20 protein-coding genes and 1 pseudogene are annotated in these 18,131 nt (G+C 59.7%); 18 read left to right on the top strand and 3 right to left on the bottom strand.

Going from position 1 to position 18,131, the window contains the following annotated elements; genetic code table 11:
• Nucleotides 1–113 precede the first annotated feature (113 nt).
• Nucleotides 114–863 carry a phage antirepressor KilAC domain-containing protein gene (locus GNG26_RS13355; protein ID WP_103822326.1) on the top strand — a complete coding sequence of 250 codons (750 nt, stop codon included), beginning with the start codon at nt 114–116 and terminating at the stop codon, nt 861–863.
• Nucleotides 864–885: 22 nt separating this feature from the next.
• On the opposite strand, the pseudogene GNG26_RS13350 reads toward GNG26_RS13355, so the two are convergent.
• The 3 genes and pseudogenes from GNG26_RS13350 to hpaX all read right to left on the bottom strand — a co-directional run.
• Nucleotides 886–1,097 (bottom strand): annotated as a pseudogene (locus GNG26_RS13350) (helix-turn-helix domain-containing protein); the annotation flags it as partial.
• 204 nt (nt 1,098–1,301) lie between these two features.
• Nucleotides 1,302–2,108, bottom strand: coding sequence for a Zygote formation protein zyg1 (locus GNG26_RS13345; RefSeq protein WP_156239074.1), 807 nt, complete (start codon nt 2,106–2,108; stop codon nt 1,302–1,304).
• A 328-nt stretch (nt 2,109–2,436) separates the two neighbouring features.
• Complete coding sequence (gene hpaX, locus GNG26_RS13340; protein ID WP_370463896.1) at nt 2,437–3,804, bottom strand: 4-hydroxyphenylacetate permease; 1,368 nt, start codon at nt 3,802–3,804, stop codon at nt 2,437–2,439.
• 389 nt (nt 3,805–4,193) lie between these two features.
• Between hpaX and GNG26_RS13335 the strand changes: the two genes are divergently transcribed.
• The 17 genes from GNG26_RS13335 (at nt 4,194) to catA (ending at nt 18,109) form a co-directional block, all read left to right on the top strand.
• On the top strand, nt 4,194–4,658 hold the full coding sequence (locus GNG26_RS13335; RefSeq protein WP_103822323.1) for a MarR family winged helix-turn-helix transcriptional regulator: 465 nt from the start codon (nt 4,194–4,196) through the stop codon (nt 4,656–4,658).
• 335 nt (nt 4,659–4,993) lie between these two features.
• Entirely contained in the window at nt 4,994–6,118 is a 1,125-nt protein-coding gene (locus tag GNG26_RS13330) for an amidase (RefSeq protein WP_156239072.1), read from the top strand.
• A gap of 102 nt (nt 6,119–6,220) precedes the next feature.
• A complete protein-coding gene (locus tag GNG26_RS13325) occupies nt 6,221–7,348 on the top strand; it encodes an acyl-CoA dehydrogenase family protein (protein ID WP_156239071.1) in 1,128 nt (375 codons plus the stop codon).
• A gap of 21 nt (nt 7,349–7,369) precedes the next feature.
• Nucleotides 7,370–7,726: an IacB protein gene (locus GNG26_RS13320; protein ID WP_103822320.1), complete on the top strand. Its 357-nt coding sequence runs from the start codon at nt 7,370–7,372 to the stop codon at nt 7,724–7,726.
• 11 nt (nt 7,727–7,737) lie between these two features.
• Nucleotides 7,738–8,250, top strand: a complete 513-nt coding sequence (locus GNG26_RS13315) for a nuclear transport factor 2 family protein (RefSeq protein ID WP_156239070.1) — start codon at nt 7,738–7,740, stop codon at nt 8,248–8,250.
• Nucleotides 8,251–8,278: 28 nt separating this feature from the next.
• Entirely contained in the window at nt 8,279–9,592 is a 1,314-nt protein-coding gene (locus GNG26_RS13310) for a Rieske 2Fe-2S domain-containing protein (RefSeq protein ID WP_156239069.1), read from the top strand.
• The gene (locus GNG26_RS13305) at nt 9,592–10,071 is read left to right on the top strand and encodes an aromatic-ring-hydroxylating dioxygenase subunit beta (protein ID WP_156240191.1); all 480 of its coding nucleotides are present in this window, start codon (nt 9,592–9,594) and stop codon (nt 10,069–10,071) included. Before GNG26_RS13310 ends, GNG26_RS13305 begins: the two co-directional genes overlap by 1 nt.
• Before the next feature lie 10 nt (nt 10,072–10,081).
• Nucleotides 10,082–10,822 carry an SDR family NAD(P)-dependent oxidoreductase gene (locus GNG26_RS13300; protein ID WP_156239068.1) on the top strand — a complete coding sequence of 247 codons (741 nt, stop codon included), beginning with the start codon at nt 10,082–10,084 and terminating at the stop codon, nt 10,820–10,822.
• 9 nt (nt 10,823–10,831) lie between these two features.
• On the top strand, nt 10,832–11,764 hold the full coding sequence (locus tag GNG26_RS13295; protein WP_156239067.1) for a PDR/VanB family oxidoreductase: 933 nt from the start codon (nt 10,832–10,834) through the stop codon (nt 11,762–11,764).
• 10 nt (nt 11,765–11,774) lie between these two features.
• Nucleotides 11,775–12,269: a flavin reductase gene (locus GNG26_RS13290; protein WP_103822315.1), complete on the top strand. Its 495-nt coding sequence runs from the start codon at nt 11,775–11,777 to the stop codon at nt 12,267–12,269.
• A gap of 86 nt (nt 12,270–12,355) precedes the next feature.
• Nucleotides 12,356–13,615 carry an MFS transporter gene (locus tag GNG26_RS13285; RefSeq protein ID WP_197080166.1) on the top strand — a complete coding sequence of 420 codons (1,260 nt, stop codon included), beginning with the start codon at nt 12,356–12,358 and terminating at the stop codon, nt 13,613–13,615.
• The gene (locus GNG26_RS13280; RefSeq protein ID WP_156239065.1) at nt 13,612–14,298 is read left to right on the top strand and encodes a 3-oxoacid CoA-transferase subunit A; all 687 of its coding nucleotides are present in this window, start codon (nt 13,612–13,614) and stop codon (nt 14,296–14,298) included. The genes GNG26_RS13285 and GNG26_RS13280 overlap by 4 nt, the downstream gene beginning before the upstream one ends.
• A 9-nt stretch (nt 14,299–14,307) precedes the next feature.
• The gene (locus GNG26_RS13275; RefSeq protein ID WP_114386481.1) at nt 14,308–14,970 is read left to right on the top strand and encodes a 3-oxoacid CoA-transferase subunit B; all 663 of its coding nucleotides are present in this window, start codon (nt 14,308–14,310) and stop codon (nt 14,968–14,970) included.
• On the top strand, nt 14,971–15,738 hold the full coding sequence (gene pcaD, locus GNG26_RS13270) for a 3-oxoadipate enol-lactonase (RefSeq protein ID WP_156239064.1): 768 nt from the start codon (nt 14,971–14,973) through the stop codon (nt 15,736–15,738).
• The gene (locus tag GNG26_RS13265; RefSeq protein WP_156239063.1) at nt 15,735–16,850 is read left to right on the top strand and encodes a muconate/chloromuconate family cycloisomerase; all 1,116 of its coding nucleotides are present in this window, start codon (nt 15,735–15,737) and stop codon (nt 16,848–16,850) included. Before pcaD ends, GNG26_RS13265 begins: the two co-directional genes overlap by 4 nt.
• A gap of 12 nt (nt 16,851–16,862) precedes the next feature.
• Nucleotides 16,863–17,150, top strand: a complete 288-nt coding sequence (gene catC / locus GNG26_RS13260) for a muconolactone Delta-isomerase (RefSeq protein ID WP_103179973.1) — start codon at nt 16,863–16,865, stop codon at nt 17,148–17,150.
• A gap of 32 nt (nt 17,151–17,182) precedes the next feature.
• Nucleotides 17,183–18,109 carry a catechol 1,2-dioxygenase gene (catA, locus tag GNG26_RS13255; RefSeq protein ID WP_156239062.1) on the top strand — a complete coding sequence of 309 codons (927 nt, stop codon included), beginning with the start codon at nt 17,183–17,185 and terminating at the stop codon, nt 18,107–18,109.
• Nucleotides 18,110–18,131 lie beyond the last annotated feature (22 nt).

Raw genomic sequence — 18,131 nt, 5'->3', positions numbered from 1 at the left:
CGTGGCCTGCTTTGGGAGAAGATCGTTTAAAAATTATACTGGATATTTGAACAGGTATTTGTATACTATTAGAGCAAATTACCCGAGTAATGTATGAGTGAGGGGTGAAACCTATGGTAATTCCTGTTGAAACTTTCCAGTCCAGTGGCCAGCTTGCCACCATCAGCAGCCGCGAAATCGCGAAGCTGACCGGTATTGCTCATACCGAGGTGAAGCGCATGGTAAAAAGCCTGGAAACGGCGCAGCGTCTTTCGCAGCCGGTAACGGCCAGCCTGTATGAGCGCGAAGGTGAAATGCGGCAGGAGTTTTTGCTGAACAAACGGGACTCCCTGCTGACGGTTTCACGTATCTCCCCGGGCTTTACTGCCGCTATGCTCGATCGCTGGCAGGAGCAGGAGAGAAACGTCAATATCCCGGACTTCACCAACCCGGCGGCGGCGGCGCGCGCCTGGGCCGAGCAGTATGAAAAACGCCAGCGTGCTGAGGAGCAGCTAGCCCTCTGGGCACCAAAGGCGGCGTTCTTTGATCAGTTTGTTCAGGTCAAGGAGTCGCTGGGCTTCCGTCAGCTCTGTAAGATCCTCAAAGCGAAAGAGCCCCAGTTCCGGGAGTTCCTGCTTGAGCGGAATATCATGCAGCGCGTCGGCGGGAACCTGGTTCCGCCGCAGCACCACATCGATGCGGGCTATTTTACTCTGCACAGCGGGGTGGGCGAAAACGAGCGCACCTGGTCTCAGGCACGCTTTACTGCCCGCGGCGTGAAATGGGTGGCTGACCTCTGGGCTAAGCACCTGTCAACGCTGGCAATTGAAATGCCTCGCACGGAGCGCACCGAAGGCGCGCCAGTCCAGCAGAGCTGGCTTTAATCTCTCCTGTAAAGCGAACCGGTCAGATCTCCTCTGGGGTCTGACTGGCTTCACGCAATGCCCCGGCGACTGGCCGACAACACGCTTAAACGCCTGGCTGAACGCCGCCAGCGAACTGTAGCCGAGACGCAACGCCACGGTTTCAATCGCCTGTTTTTCCTGCCCGATATACTTTATCGCCAGCCGCATCCGCAGTTCGCTCAGAGAGTTTGCCGGCGTGGTGCCCAGCGCGCTGGCTCTGCTGTGGGGTTATGCCTTTGGTCTGGTGCCAGTGGCCGCGGAGGCATAGCCGAAGAACAAAATGGCTAACCGCAGAGGGTATCTGGGTTAGCCAGATTAATGTTAATGGACACCTGTTTTAAGATAGCCGTGCCGCTTCAGCACTCTCGTATAATAATGGACCAAATGAAGATGGCTTAATTCAGCAGGGGAACGGGATTAGTCTTTGGCTGTAATTAACTCTTTAAGATGCTCAATCAGATTCCTATACTCCTCAGGTTGATCTGTAAAGAGATTCGCATATTCAGATATCGTATCGGGTGAAGCAAACAGAAAAGTATGCGCGTTCTGTAATTGCTCAAACGTAGAGGTAGCCGACGTGTGGCAAGGTGCCTGAATGACGGCGCGGTGAGATTTTTGGGATGCATAGAACAGACGAATCGTTATGCTCGGTACCCCGAAGAGCTCTTCACAGATGAAAAGAAGGTGACCCACATTAGCCTCTTCATCGCGTTCAGTTGCCTGTAATTCGCCATGGATCGTACTTAACACCCCTTTGGCTATCGCCATTGCGCTGTCAGTACTCAGGCCTGGGATGAGCTGTTGAATGATTTGGATATTAACGGCGACGTCACTCTTTTTAATCAGCAGCATGCTGCTGTTTTTCTCCACTTCAACAAAAAAACCAGACTTGTCCACCAGTGACAACCACGCCTCATAGTCAAAAAGTGATTTACCCGCCTGATCCATTGCGCTGGTCATCGCTGCGAACAACATCGCCACGCTAGCAAATAATTTTTTGGTTCGTATGGTCAATTCAGGAGATGTCGAGACATAGAACATGTTTCCTGTTTGATTCATCCAGAACAGCGCATCTTTTTCAGTATCATCCGCCTTGTCTAACGCCATCAGGCCCTGATGTTTTTCTTCCAACTCAGGCGAGATAAATTTATATTGCTCTAAGAACATTCTCCCCGCATCAACCATTGTATTCAGAACCGATTCCTTAATCAGTTCAGCGCTCATAAACTAACCCTCTTAATAAAATCTACAAAAATAACAATACGCGCGAATAACGTTCACTTTTGCAGTGAATTATATTTTTTTAAGCAAATTCTTATGGTGCTAAATATGCACTTAATTAAAGAAAGAAAACGTGATGAATATCATTATTCTGGCTTTTATATAATTAAAAGTGATCAATAATGTGTTTTTAATAGTTTTTATCAATAATAAAGTGGCAATGTATCACTCAGAATGATCTTTTGCAGGCAGGGCTTATGCGAGGCAGGGCGAGAATATCGACAAAAAAGCCCGGCACAGGGCTGCTGCGCCGGGCTGGTAAGGGGAAGAACTATCGCTGTGGTTCAGCCTGTTTCATTGGAATCAATGCAATCACCACCGCACCCAGCACCAGGAAACCGGCCACCATAAAGATCCCGGCGTTGAAATTACCGGTGACATCCTTCATCCAGCCCATCAGCAGCGGCCCCAGCGCGGCGCCGGTCATCCCGGTGGCGTTGATCACCGCAATACCCAACGCACGGGCACGCAGGGAGATGGATCGATCCGGGGTGGTCCAGAAGATCACCATGGCGGCAAAGGCACCGGCCGAGGCCATCACGATACCGGTGAACTGCAGCACCGGATCGGTGCTGGTGGCGGTGAGGATCCAGCCTGCGGCGGCAAACAGGTACGGCAGCAGGGTGTGGACTTTACGCTCGTTGCGCTTGTCGGAACGTTTACTCCACCAGACCATTGCCACAATGGTACAGACCTGCGGAATGGCGCTCAGGATACCGATGGTTACGTTACTGCTCTCCTCGCTGATGCTGCGCAGGATCAGCGGCGTCCAGACGCTCAGGGCGCTCAGGGTGTTGGTCAGGCAGAAATAGGCGAGGGTGTAGAGCATGATGGTGGGCGTGAACAGCTCGCGCACCAGGCTACGCTGCTGTGGCGCCAGCGCGGCCTGCTCCTGCAGCTGCTTACTCTGGGCGTTGAGACGATCCGCTTCCAGCATCTCCTTCAGGCAGGCCTTGTCATCCTGGGTCAGCCAGCGCGCTTTATCCGGGCTGTCGTCCAGCCAGAACCAGACCACAAAGCCCAGAATGACCGACGGGAAGCCTTCCAGCAGGAACAGCCACTGCCAGCCCTTCAGGTTCATCACCCCATCGAGGTTGAGAATATACCCGGAGGCCAGCGAACCCAGCGCCATGGTCACCGGCATGGCAATCATAAACAGCGCATTTGCGCGAGCGCGGTAGTGCGCCGGGAACCAGAACGTTAAATACAATAACAGCCCTGGCAGGAAGCCCGCTTCGGCAATTCCCACCAGCATTCGCAGCACGTACAGGCTGTTAGGGCCGGTAGCGAACATCGTGGCGGTGGAGGCGATCCCCCACACCACCATCAGAATTGCGATCCAGCGACGGGCACCCACGATGCTCAGCATCACGTTGCTGGGGATCCCGCAGATGACATACATCACGTAAAACAGCGTGGTCGCCAGCCCGAACATGGTGCTGGTGAGGCCCAGATCTTTGCCCATCGTCAGGCCGGCAAAGCCGATGTTGATGCGATCCAGATACGAAAAGACGAACAAAATGAACAAAAAAGTGATCAATCGCCGGAATAGTTTCTTGATTACCCGCTGTTGACGCGGATCGAGCGTGTCGTCAGCAGACGCAGGCGGAGCCAGCACGCTAGCACGTGTTTGCTCCATCGATGGGCTGTCGTTCATGAAATGCTCCACATAACGGTTAGAGGTAATGTAATCCCCGTTTTAGTCGGGGGAGTTTTTATAATTAATTGATAAGCAGGTAAATTTTAAAAAAAAGCCGAGAACCAGCGGGCAAGAGGATTACCCGGTGCACGCGATGCAAACACGTGCGCTAACGTATAGGAAACCGCAGGCATGGACGTCAATGTTCTGTTTAAAAAATGATACGTAATTGTTAATCTAGTAGCGTTTTTGAATCATAATGCGATGTCGATCGGCTTTTGCGGCGCAGCGAATTGTTAACAGCAGGGGGCAGGGTGCGATCGGGCTATAGCGGGGGATAAATAGCGGGTATAATTGCGATCAATGCATTACTTCTGGAACGTCATTTCATGAGTCATACGAACACATCGTCAGACAGCGGCCCCACTTTTCACCGCGAAGAGTTCCCGTTCTACTGGATAGTTAACGTCTACGCGCGTTATACGCAAGTGATGGAAATCACACTGAAAAAGGTGCAGCTTGATGTGTCCCGCTTTCGGGTGCTGATGATTACCGAGCAGTACGGTAAGGCCAGCATTTCGCAGATCGCCGAATACGCCATGGCCAAAATGCCCACCGTCACCAAAATCGTTGGCCGCCTGCGGGACGATGGCCTGGTGACCACCGCCAGCAGCGTGCAGGATGCCAGGGTGACCGAAGTGATGCTCACCGATGCCGGACGCGAAAAAGTAGCCGAGGCACACCGTCTTACCAGCAAGGTTTTCGAGAAGGGTTTTAAGGGTATGACCGCGGCCCAGCGGGAAAAAATGAACCTCTCGCTGTCGAAAGTACTCGACAACCTCAACGAACTCTGAATAGTTCCCGCAGAGAATTACGGATTTGTGACAGCCTTAAAAATTCAACATAAGTCACTGTAAAGTATAACATTATAAAAGAGCCGTTCTGATGACCAGAGCGGCTCTTTTTTCATTTCTGCGCCACGTTTATTGTTATTTATCATCATCCTAAACCTCTCCTGATGAATTGTTATAAAAATGTTTCAGTGTTATTTTTTCGTAAAAATAACGTGAAATATTACTTGAATATTCATCTAAATCTTCCATGATTGACCAGAACAAACGTGGGTCGAACCGCAGCGAAGAGTGCGTCACCCAAATATGATTCGTTTTTTCTGGTTAAGGTGCAAATTATGCAGCCTGTTACTGAGAGCAATGGTTTTGTTACCCGATGTACCCTCGGCGAGGGCGATCTCCGCTTCGCGGTAAAAGACACCCTCGACATCGCAGGCTTTCCCACCCGTGCAGGCTGCCCGGCGCTGGCCGCGAACCCGGCGGCGGAACAGCATGCCGACGTGGTCGCAACCCTTCTCGGGCAGAAGTGTATTCTGACCGGAAAAACCACCCTGCACGAGCTGGCGTTTGGCGTCACCGGGATCAACCCCTGGGGCGGCACGCCGGTTAACCCGCTGTTTCCTGACCTGATCCCCGGCGGCTCCTCCAGCGGCTCTGCCGCAGTGGTGGCTGCTGGTGAGGTGGATTTTGCGCTCGGCACCGATACCGGTGGGTCGGTGCGTATGCCCGCCGCCTGCTGCGGCATCCTCGGCTTAAAACCCACTTACGGTGCCTTGAGCCGGGCAGGGGTGATGCCCGCACAAAGCTCCCTGGACTGTGTGGGGATCTTCGCCCGCGAGCCGGGCGTTCTGCGTGACGTGCTGACCCGTCTGGCGCTGCCGGTTGACGCGCCGCTGAGCAGAATGCCCGCCATCGGCTTTATCCCGTCGGCGCTCATCAGCATCGACTCCCTGCTGTTGAACTTCCTCGCCCAGGCTGACCTGCAACCGCGTCAGGCCGAATTGCCGCTGCTGGGGGATGCCCATCGCGCCGGGTTGACCCTCATCAGCCATGAAAACTGGCAGGCTTTTAAAACGCTACTGAGTGACGACAGGGTCTCTGCCGACGTCGCCACCCGCATCCGTGCCGGAGCCGGGATCGATGCCCGTGCCCTTGAGGCCGCAGAAGCGATCCGCCGTACATTTACCGCCCAGGTGGATGACCAGCTGGCGAAAACCCCGCTGCTGGCGCTGGCAACCCTGCCGGAACTGCCGCCCACGCTGGAAGAAGCGAAGGATCCGCTGAGCGTCGTCAATCTCACCCGGCTGGTGCGCCCGTTCAACCTCAGCGGCCACCCGGCGCTGACCCTGCCTGCGGGCACGCTTGATGGCCGTCCGGTGGCGCTGCAACTCGTTGCCGCCAAAGGACACGAAGGGCTGCTGGTGCAGGCGGCAGAATGGCTCTCTGAGCGACGACGCCGCTAACCATCCCGCTTTACCGACAGTTTCAACACTAACTCAGTGAGTATCACTCATTGCGGCAGCACTCGTCTCTCTGCGGGCCGCACACTCTTTTGGGAGGAAGCTATGTCTGCCGTTCATGTTCGTGAGGAGCTCGTTCCACTGCTGAACGAAGTCGCTACCCGCAGCGCCGATTTTGAGCAACAGCGTCATATCTCAGACGACATCATCGCCCGGTTTAAGCAGGTTGGCGTCTATCGTGCGTTAGTCCCCAAAATCTACGGCGGCGAGGAGTGCTCCCCGGCACAGTTCTGTGAGTTGATCGAGCAGATTGCCACCGCTGATGGCTCCGCAGGCTGGGTCGCCAGCTTCGGCATGAGCCCCTTCTATCTTGGGGCGCTGCCGCCGGACACCTTAAAAGAACTCTACCGTGACGGCCCGGACGTGGTCTTCGCGGGCGGCATCTTCCCGCCGCAGAAAGCGGTGCTGGCGGATGGCGGTTACCGCGTCTCCGGCCGCTGGGGCTTTGCCAGCGGCAGCATGGGGGCCTCGGTATTTGGCGTCGGCATTATGCCGGAGAGCGGCGAAGCGCTGCCGCGCATGGCGGTGCTGCCCCGCGATAGCGTGCAGATCGATCCGGTCTGGAACACCGTCGGCCTGGCCGGAACCGGCAGCCACGATCTGGTGGTCAACGATGCCTTTGTGCCGCAGGAGTGGACCTTTGTGCGCGGCGGCGCGCTTAACCTGGAGGGGGCGCTCTATCGCTATCCGGTGCTCTCCCTTGCCACCCAGGTGCTCTCGGTGGTGGCGCTCGGCGTCGCCCGCGCCGCTCTGAATGAAATCTATGCCATTGCCCATCGCCAGCAGTCGGTGACCGGCGCGCCGCGCCTGGCCGACCGTCCGCAGGCGCAGATGCAGATAGCCCGCTGCGAAGCGGAACTGCGCTCCGCCCGGGCCTGGTTCTACGAGGCCATCGACGAGGTGTGGCAGTGCATCCTTGCCGGGGATGATCCTGCCTGCGCGCAGATCAACGCCCTGCGGCTCTCCTCCACCCACGCCACCCGCGTGGCCGCTGAAGTTACCCGCCAGGCGCTGGCGCTGAACGGCATGGGCGGCATCACTATGAAAAGCCCGCTGCAACGCTACGTCCGCGACACCATGGTGATCACCCAGCACGCCTTTATGGGCGACCTCTCTTATCTCAACGCCGGTACGGTCTATTTCGGTGGCCAGCCTCTGCCGGGTTATTTGTAATTTTGACGAAAGGAGCAACAGATGAGCCAGACAACAACCTTACGCGTGCTGTTTTGCATCGGCGTGAACCAGAACTTTTTTGATGCCACCCCGGCAGAAGCCAAACAGGTGTGGGGCGCGTTCGGCGTGATGATGAAAGGTATCGACGAAACCCAGGGCATCCGCGTCATCGGCAATATGGACGATGATCGCCTGATGGTCGGGCCATCCACCACCTCGCCCTGGACCACCTACGTGCTGGCCGATGCCGACAGCCTCGACAGCGTGGTGGCTGCGTGCAACCTGTTCCGCACCACCCCGGTGGGCGATGGCGAATACAAGCTGTGGAAGTACTGCAAGATCGAAGCCCGCGTCGGTCGCGAACTGATCATTCAGTAACGGAGCACACCATGAGCCCACAGGATGCGCTGCGTTTACAGCAGCTTGAGGATCAGCAGGCCGCCCGGGTCTGTATCAGCACCTACATGCGGCTGTGCGATCGCCTCGACAGCATGGAGACGGTACAGGCCATTGGCGCGCTGTTCAGCGCAGACGCCTGCTGGGAAGGGCTGGGCGAGCCTTACGCCACCCGGCTGGGAAGATATCAGGGGCGCGAAGCGATTGAAGCGATGATGGCGGGCTACGTCCGCTCGCCCGCGCACTTCGCCCTGAATGGCCATTTTTTATGCTCCGAGGCGCTCTGGCACGATACCGACGGCGAACTGCATGGCCGCTGGCAGATGCTGCAAGCCTCCGCCTTTACCGCCGGAGGGGCGCACCTGAACGCGGCAGAGATCCAGATTATTTTCCGTCGCGAAGCCGGGGAGATGACCATGCACCGTTTTACCACCCGCAACCTGTTCAGCAGGCCGGTAAGCCACTGGCATGCGGCGGATGCGCTACCGGTACCTGACAACAATTAGAACCTCGACGACGAGCAGGAGACAGATTATGCAGTGTGACCAGATCATCAACGTCAAAAATATCGATACCACGGCGAAGCCCGTCCCGACCCGGGAAGAGATTGCGGCTCTGGTGAAGGCGGACCGCGTCCACACCTCGCTCTACACCTCTGACGAGCTGTTCCAGCTGGAGCTGGAGCGTATTTTCAGCAAAACCTGGGTCTGGGTGGCACACGTCAGCGAGATCCCGGAGACCGGCAGCTTCAAAACCACCGAGATCGGCACCCAGCCGGTGATCGTGGTACGTGACCGCAAGGGCGCCATCCACACCCTGCTGAACCGCTGCCGCCATCGCGCGGCCACCGTCTGCGAACACCGCAGCGGCAAAACCAACAGCTTCGTCTGCCCCTACCACGGCTGGGGCTACGCCCTGGACGGCAGCCTGCGCGGCGTGCCGCACCCGGAAAGCTATGCCGACCAACTGGAGAAGAACGAACTGGGGCTGGTCTCCCTGCGTACCGAGCAGTATGCGGGCATGGTGTTCGCCACCTTTAACGAGCAGATCGAACCGCTGGAGGATTTCCTCGGTGCGGCGAAGAAGTGGATGGATCTCTTTATGAAGCAGGGGGCGGGCTACCCGATCAAAACCGGGCCTGCGCACCGCTTCCGTTTCCCGGGCAACTGGAAGATCCAGCTGGAGAACACCACCGACGGTTATCACTTCCCGGTGGTGCACCGCTCCTTCCTGAGTTCCGTCGATAAGCAGACCGAAGAGATGCTCAACTTCGTGGACGGCAGCGGCTATGTCGAAGATCTCGGCAACGGCCACAGCGTCATGGTGATGATCCCTGAACTGGTGGATCTGGAAGCCAACCTTGATGCGCCAATCCCGGAGCGCTTTATCGAGCTGGCGGACGCACTGCGCAAGGACCATGACGAAGAGCAGGTGCGCCGCATCGTGCGCGCGGTAGGCGGCTCCGGCTTCAACCTCAACCTGTTCCCGAACATCGCCTGTTCAATGGCCTTCTTCCGCGTCCTGCAGCCCATCTCAGTGATGGAGACCGAGATTCATCATGCGGTGATCACCATGGACGGCGGACCGGAGATCGCGAACCAGGCGCGCCTGCGTCTGCACGAGCACTTCCAGGGGCCGATGGGCTTCGGCACCCCGGACGACTCCGAGGCCTGGGAGCGCGTACAGCGCGGGGCCACCGCGGGGGATGACCTGTGGATCATGCTCAATCGCGGCCTGGCGGGGGAGTATCGCACCGACGACGGCCTGCGCAGCGACGTCAGCGCCGAAACCGGGATGCGCGCGGCCTATCAGCAGTGGAAAAAATTGATGACGGAGAGCGAAAAATGATGACGCCAGATTCTGTGCTATTTGCGGCGATGTCCGTAATCAATCTCGAAGGCGATCTGCTGGACCAGGGCGAGTTTAACGCCTGGCTGGATCTCTGGCAGCGCGACGGCCTGTACGTGGTACCTATCGACCCGAACGAAACCGATTTTAAAAACACCCTCAACTACGCCTGCGACGATCACCACATGCGGGAGAAGCGGGTGAAGCGCCTCTACAGCGGGGAGTCCATCTCCACCACGCCGCGCGCCAGAACGCTGCGCACCCTGTCGCGCTTCCGCCTGCTGGAGTCCAGTGAGGATCTGATCGTGGTGCGCGGGGCGCAATCACTGTGGGAGCACCGCAAAGGCCACAGCCGCCACTACGCCGCGGACATCACCTGGCACCTGACACCGCAGGAGGGCAGGTTGCTGATTACCCGGAAGGTGATCCGCCTGGTCAACAGCGACGATGTGCTGCACAGCATCGGCTACATCCTCTGAGGAATCCCCCATGACGCAAACCGTATTAGTGACCGGCGCGGCCGCCGGTCTGGGCAACGTGATTGCCGCTCACCTGCTGGCGCAGGGGTATCAGGTGGTGCTGACCGACGTTGATGTGGCCCGTGCCCGGGAAGCCGCGGATCGTCTCGATGGCGGCCAGGGCAGAGTGCTGGCGCTGGGGCTGGATATCTGCCAGCCGCAGGATTTTGCGCAGGCACTGGACGCAACCATTGAACGCTTCGGCAGCCTGGAGGTGCTGGTCAACAACGCCGCCCTGACCCTCGCCACCCCGGTGATGGAAATTACGGTGGAGGAGTTTGACCGGGTGATCGCCACCAACCTGCGCGGCACCTTTATAGGCTGCCAGACTCTGGGGCGTTACTTCGCGAGCCGTGGCTATGGCCGCATCATCAACCTGGCCTCGTTAGCCGGGCAGAACGGCGGCACCGCCTCCGGTGCCCACTATGCCGCCTCGAAGGGCGGGATCCTGACCCTGACCAAAATCTTTGCCCGCGAGCTCGGCAAATCCGGCGTGACGGTGAATGCCATCGCCCCGGGCCCGCTGGATCTGCCGATGGTTCACGCCCTGGTGCCGGAAGAGAAGATGGCCGGGCTGCTGGGGATGATCCCGGTCGGCCAGTTAGGCGAAGCAGAGTTTGTCGCCCAGGCGGTGGCTTTGCTGGCATCAGAGCAGGCGTCGTTTGTCACCGGGGCGACCTGGGACATCAACGGCGGTCTGTTTATGCGTTAAGGAGCCAACATGCTGACATTACAGGTTATCAGGCGGGAGTTGCAGGGCGATGTGCTCCTGCTGACGCTGGCCCATGCTGACGGGATCGACCTCCCGGTCTTCAACGCGGGGGCACATATCGATCTGCATCTGGCAGACGGCCTGGTGCGTCCGTACTCCCTGTGCGGCGACCCGCAGGATCGCCGCCACTACCAGCTCGGCATTCTGAAAGACAAAAAGTCTCAGGGGGGCTCCCTTGCCGCTCATGCGCTCAACGTTGGGGATTTCATTCAGGTCAGCGATCCGCGCAACCTCTTTGCGCTGGAGGAGACCGCCAGCCATTGCCTGCTGATTGGCGGCGGGATCGGCATCACCCCAATGCTGGCAATGGCCGCCGAACTGCACGCCAGCGGCCGCTCCTTCAGCCTGCACTACTGCGCCCGCACCCGGGCCGGGGCGGCATTTATTGCCCGGCTGGAGCAGGCGGCCTGGGCCGACCGCGTGCATCTGCACTTCAGCGACACGCAACGCCTCAATCTGAAAGCGGTGCTGAGCGACGTCCCGGCCAATACCCACGTCTACACCTGCGGTCCGACCCGGCTGATGGATGCGGTCACCGACGAGGCGAGCCGCCTCGGTTATCGCCCGGAGCAGGTGCATCAGGAGTGCTTCAGCGCCGAAGTTGTCACCGGTGGTGCGGCCTTTGAGGTGGTCGCCGCCGCAAGCGGCATTACCGTCCAGGTGCTGGAGAACCAGACCATCGTCGAGGCGCTGGCCCAGGCCGGGCTGAAGGTGTGCGTCTCCTGCAAACAGGGGATCTGCGGCAGCTGCCTGACCGACGTGCTGGAAGGGGAGCCGGACCATCGCGACAGCTACCTGACCGACGAAGAGAAAGCCGACGGCGACCAGATGTTGTTGTGCTGCTCCCGGGCGAAAAGCGCCCGTTTAGTCATCGATCTGTGAGGAAACCCTTATGACACTGCAAACCGAATTTCGTAACGCGATGGCACAGCTGGGGAGTGCGGTCTCGGTGATCACCACCGACGGCCCGGCGGGTAAATTTGGCTTTACCGCTTCTGCCGTCTGCAGCGTCACGGACTCGCCACCGACGCTGCTGGTCTGCATGAACCGCAACTCCTTTGCCAATGAACACTTCAAGCAGAACGGGGCGCTGTGCGTCAACGTCCTCTCCAGCGACCACCAGGATCTCTCCGGGGTCTTCGCCAACGCCAGCCTGCGCTCCGAGCAGCGTTTTGCGTATGACTCCTGGCAGGTGATGGTCAGCGGCGCGCCGGTGCTCAGCTCGTCGGTCGCCAGCTTCGACTGCCTGATCGACACCTGTCATGAAGTGGGCAGCCACACCGTTTTCTACTGCCAGGTGCAGGCGATACGCATCAGCGAAGCGCCGCGCGGGCTGGTCTACTTTAACCGTCGCTACCATGCCATCGGGCATGATGTGGAAGCGTAAAACCAACTATAAGGGTAACGCTGATGAGCAATGTCGTGACTGAAAACCGCAACGCTGCGGCTGCCGTTCCACACGATGCCGGGCAAATGCGCAAGCTGGTGTTCGCCTCGGTACTGGGTAATGCCCTGGAATGGTATGACTTCTTCCTCTACGGCACCGCCGCGGCGCTGGTGTTTGGCCCGCTCTTCTTCCCGGTGGGCGGCGACCCGATGCAGGGCACGCTGTTGGCCTTCTCGGGCTTTGCGGTGGGCTTCCTCGCCCGTCCGCTGGGCGGGATCGTCTTTGGTCATCTCGGGGATCGCTACAGTCGCAAGATGACGCTGATCATGACCCTGACCCTGATGGGGGCCACCACCTTTGTCATCGGCCTACTGCCGACCTACGCGCAGATCGGCATCTGGGCGCCGCTCTCTCTGATCACGCTGCGCTTTTTACAAGGCGTGGCATCGGGCGGCGAGTGGGGCGGTGGGGTGCTGATGCTGAGCGAGAACGCCCCCGCGTCCCGTCGCGGCTACTTTACTGCCTGGAGCCAGATGGGGGTCTCCGGTGGGTTTGTCCTCTCCGCCTTCGCCTTTTACCTGGTGCAGAAGCTGCCGGAAGCGGAGCTGATGAGCTGGGGCTGGCGTGTGCCCTTCCTGCTGAGCATCGTCATTTTCCTGGTCGGGGTCTATATCCGCAAAAACATCCGCGAGAGCAAAGCCTTTACTCAGGCCAGACCGGAAGAAAAACACGAGAAGATCCCGCTGATGGTGCTGGTGCGCGAGCACCCGAAAGCGCTGATGCAGGCCATCGCTCTGCGCCTGCCGGAGAATGGCGCCTCCTATATCTTTTTCACCTTCTCGGTGGTTTACGCGAAGCACATCGGTATCGGCACCGGGGAGATCATCAGCGCCGTGACTCTGGCGATGCTGGTGGAGTTCTTCTCGATCCTGTTCTGGGGCGCGCTCTCGGATCGCATTGGCCTGAAGCCGGTCTACTACATCGGCGTCATAGGCCTGCTGGTGATGGCTTTTCCGTTCTTCTGGCTGCTCTCCACCGGCGACTACGGCTGGATCATGCTGGCGATGCTGCTCGGCCTGCCGTTCTGCCACGGGGCGATGATCGGCACCCAGCCCTGCATCATGAGCGACCTGTTCCCGGTGCGTGTGCGCTACTCCGGCCTGGCGCTGGGGCATGAGGTGGGCTCGATCTTCTCCGGCGGCCTGGGGCCGATGCTGGCGGTGGCGCTGCTGATGCATTTCGACGCCTCCTGGCCGATCTCCCTGCTGCTGATGGCCTATGCGCTGCTGGCGTGGATCGCCCTGCGCAGCCTGCCGTCCACGAATAACAACGAGGTAACGAAATGATTGATAAACGGATTGCCGCCACCGACGGTGCCGTGGCGGACATTTTTGATGGCGCGGTGGTGATGGTGGGCGGATTTGGCGCCGCCGGACAGCCCGCCGAACTGCTGGATGCCCTGATTCGCCGCAGGCCGCGGGATCTGACCCTGATCAGCAACAACGCCGGCAACGGTGACTACGGTCTGGCGGCGCTGCTGAAGGCTGGCTGCGTGAAGAAGGTGATCTGCTCCTTCCCACGCCAGACCGACTCCTGGGTCTTTGACGACCTCTACCGTCGTGGCGAGGTCGAGCTGGAGCTGGTCCCGCAGGGCAATCTCGCGGCACGTATTCAGGCGGGCGGCTCCGGGCTGGGGGCGATCTTCACCCCCACCGGGTTTGGCACCGAGCTGGCGGCGGGCAAAGAGACCCGCCATATCGACGGCAAAGATTATGTCCTCGAGTACCCGTTAAAAGCCGATTTCGCCCTGATCAAAGCCCTGAAGGCCGACCGCTGGGGCAACCTGGTCTACGACAAAACCGGGCGCAACTTCGGGCCGATCATGGCTGCCGCCGCCCGGTGCACCATTGCCCAGGTGAGCGAGATTGTTGCTCTCGGCGAGCTCGACCCGGAAGCGGTGGTGACGCCGGGGATTTTTGTCCAGCGCGTGGTGACGGTCGCACCTATTCGTCTGCCGCAGAGCGCATAAGGAGAGCCCGTGAATAAACTGACCCATCAACAGCTGGCCGAACGCATCGCCCGCGACATCCCGGAAGGGGCCTACGTGAATCTTGGCATCGGCCTGCCGACCCGGATTGCCAACTATCTGCCTGCCGATCGCGAGATCTTCCTGCACAGCGAAAACGGCATTCTCGGTATGGGGCCTGCGCCGGAACCGGGCTGTGAAGATCCGGAGCTGATTAACGCCGGAAAACAGCCGGTGACGCTGCTTGCGGGCGGCTGCTATTTCCATCACGGCGACTCGTTCACCATGATGCGCGGCGGCCACCTGGATATCTGCGTGCTGGGGGCCTATCAGGTCTCCGAGCGCGGCGATCTGGCGAACTGGAGCACCGGCGAGCCCGCTTCGATTCCCGCTGTCGGCGGGGCGATGGACCTGGCGATTGGCGCGAAGCGTGTCTATGTGATGACCGAACATCTGACCCGCCAGGGCGACTGCAAAATCGTCAAAGCCTGCACCTATCCGCTGACCGGCATGGCCTGCATCGACCGGATCTACACCGACATGGCGGTGATGGACATCACAGCCGAAGGCATTGTGGTGCGCGAGCTGTTCGGCGACGTGACGGCGGAGTATCTCCAGTCCGTCACCCCGGTGGCGCTGACTTTTGCCCTTAACGCCGAAACCGAGGAGGCGTGAATGGATCTCGAATATCGCCTCGACGGCCCGGAAGCGGCCCCGCTGCTGGTGCTCTCCAACTCGCTCGGTACCACCTGGCAGATGTGGCAGGAACAGATGACCGACTTTACCCGCCATTTTCGCGTGCTGCGCTACAACACGCGCGGGCATGGCCGCTCCCCGGTTTCGGCTGGGGGAATCACTCTCGACTCGCTGGGGCAGGACGTGATTGCCCTGCTCGATCATCTGGATATTGAACGCGCCTTTTTCTGCGGCATCTCGCTGGGCGGCATGACCGGGATGTGGCTCAACCGCCACGCCCCGTCGCGTTTTGATCGCATCGTGGTGGCAAACACCGCGGCAAAAATCGGCGAAGCGAAAGGCTGGCTGCAGCGCGCCGCAATGGTGCGTCAGCAGGGGATGGCCCCGGTCGCCAGCACCGCGGCGGCGCGCTGGTTCACTCCGGCATATCGCCAAAGCAATCCCGGGATGGTGAAGTTGCTGGTTGACGGTCTGGCCGACACCCCAGCCGAAGGTTACGCCGCCTGCTGCGAAGCGCTGGCAACGGCGGATCTCCGCGATGAGGTGGCAGCCATGCTGCGCCCGATGCTGGCTATCGCAGGGGATGAAGATCCGGTCACCACCGTGTCGGACGCCCAGTGGCTCGCGGCACAGGCGAAGCAGACGGAATGTGTGGTGTTACCCGCCTCGCACCTGTCGAACGTCGCCTGTCCGGACGCCTTTAACCAGCAGGTGCTGACCTTTTTAACCCGCAGGAGCATGACATGACCCTCACCATAGAATCCCTGGCCTGCTGGCTGGTGGACATTCCCACCATCCGCCCGCACAAGCTGTCGATGGCGACCATGGGTTGCCAGACGCTCACCATCGTCAGAATGGATTGCGCGAACGGCGTTACCGGCTGGGGCGAAGCCACCACTATTGGCGGCATGAGCTACGGCCCGGAAAGCCCGGAGGCGATCAAATCCGCCATTGAAACCTATCTCGCCCCGCTGCTGTGCGGCCAGTCTTTCACTGGCGTGGCGCAGCTCGCCGACAGGATGAACGCCAGCGTGAAGGGCAACACCTTTGCCAAATCCGCCCTCGAAACCGCCTTTCTTGATGCCCAGGGCAAAGCGCTGGGGCTGCCGGTCAGTTCACTGCTGGGCGGCGCATTGACTCAGCGTCTGCCGGTGCTATGGACCCTGGCGAGTGGCGACACCCAGAAAGATATCGAAGAGGGCAAACGCCTGCTGGCAGAAGGGCGACACAACACCTTCAAGCTGAAAATCGGTGCCCGCAGGCTGGAGGAGGACGTTCGCCACGCTCTGGCGATCAAGGCCGCGCTGGGCGACGAGGTGAGCGTGCGAGTGGACGTCAACCAGGCCTGGGATCTGACCACCGCCATCAAAGGGATGACGCAGCTACAGGCGGGCGGGATCGACCTGGTGGAACAGCCGATCCCGCTGTGGGATCGGCAAGGGCTTATCGCCCTCAGCCAGCGCTTTGCGGTGCCGATCCTCGCCGACGAAGCGGTGGCGACCAGCCATGACGGCTACGCCCTGGCGAGCGGCGGCTTTACCGGGGCGTATGCCCTGAAGATCGCCAAAGCGGGCGGCCCGGCGCAGGCCCTGAAGCTGGCGCATGTGGCGCAGGCGGCGGGTGTGGCGCTGTACGGCGGCACCATGCTGGAAGGAACGCTCGGCACCGCCGCCTCGCTGCACGCCTGGTCGACGGTGAAGATGCAGTGGGGCACCGAGATGTTCGGCCCGCTGCTGCTGAAGGATGACATCGTGGTCCGTCCGCTCGCGTTCAGCCAGGGAGAGGTGACGTTACCGCAGGGGCCGGGATTGGGCATTGAAATCGATGAAGACAAGCTGCGCCATTACGCACGTCAATAAAAGGAAAACGTGATGCTTTTTAAAGTGGAAATGACCGTCAACATCCCGTCCTCGCTGCCTGCGGCAGAAGTTGAAGCGATCAAGGCGAAAGAGAAAGCCTACTCCCAGCGCTTACAGCGCGAAGGCAAGTGGCCGCACATCTGGCGCGTGGTCGGGCAGTACGCCAACGTCAGCATTTTCGATGTGGCGGACAACCAGGAGCTGCACGACATCCTGACCGCGCTGCCGCTCTACCCGTGGATGGAGATCAGCGTGCAGCCTCTGTGTACGCATCCCTCATCCATTCATCACTCGCAATAACAACAAACGTACCCTACAAAGAGGAATATGCAATGTCTGTGAATCCTGCGCATCAAACCGAACTGGAATCCTTACTGGCGATCAGCAGCGGCTTAAATTCCACCGGCGGTAACGATCGTTTAAAGAACATCATGCACCAGCTGCTGAGCGACCTGTGCAAGACCATCAAGCAGTTCGACGTGACGGATGAAGAGTTCTGGATTGCGGTGAACTACCTTAACGAGCTGGGCGGACGCCAGGAGGCGGCGCTGCTGGCGGCGGGGCTGGGTCTGGAGCACTATCTCGATATGCGCGCCGACGAGAAAGAGGCAGCCTCCGGCAATGACGTGGGCACTCCGCGCACCATCGAAGGGCCGCTATATGTCGCCAATGCCCCGCTGAGCGAAGGCTTTGCCCGCATGGATGACGGGAGAGAGCAGGGCGAAACCATGTGGCTGCAGGGCCAGGTGACCGATCTGAACGGTAAGCCAGTGGCGGGCGCGATCGTGGATATCTGGCACGCCAACACCCTTGGCGGCTACTCGTTCTTCGACCAGTCCCAGAGCGAATACAACCTGCGCCGCCGCGTGCGCACCGGTGACGACGGTCGCTACGCCGTGCGCAGCATCGTGCCTTGCGGCTACGGTTGCCCACCGGATGGCCCAACCCAGAAGTTGCTGACTGCGCTTGGCCGCCACGGCAACCGCCCGGCCCACGTGCACTTCTTTGTGTCGGCGCCGGGGTATAAACACCTGACCACCCAGATCAACCTCAACGGGGATGAGTATCTATGGGATGACTTTGCCTTCGCGACCCGCGCGGAGCTGATTGCCGACCCGGTGAAGGTGACGGACGCGGCTGTGGCGCAGGCGCGCGATCTCGCAGGGGAGCATACGGAGGTGAACTTTAACTTTACGCTGGTGGAAGCGGTAGAGAGTGGGGAAGAGGAGAGAGGGAAGCGGGCGCGGGTGATGGAATAAGGGTTTGTAGAGTGAAAGAGCC

The sequence above is a fragment of the Leclercia sp. J807 genome (genome assembly GCF_009734465.1).
In the GTDB taxonomy this organism is placed as follows: domain Bacteria; phylum Pseudomonadota; class Gammaproteobacteria; order Enterobacterales; family Enterobacteriaceae; genus Enterobacter.
Note: the sequence above shows the minus strand (reverse complement) of the source record. Positions and strands in the feature narration are given on the sequence as shown.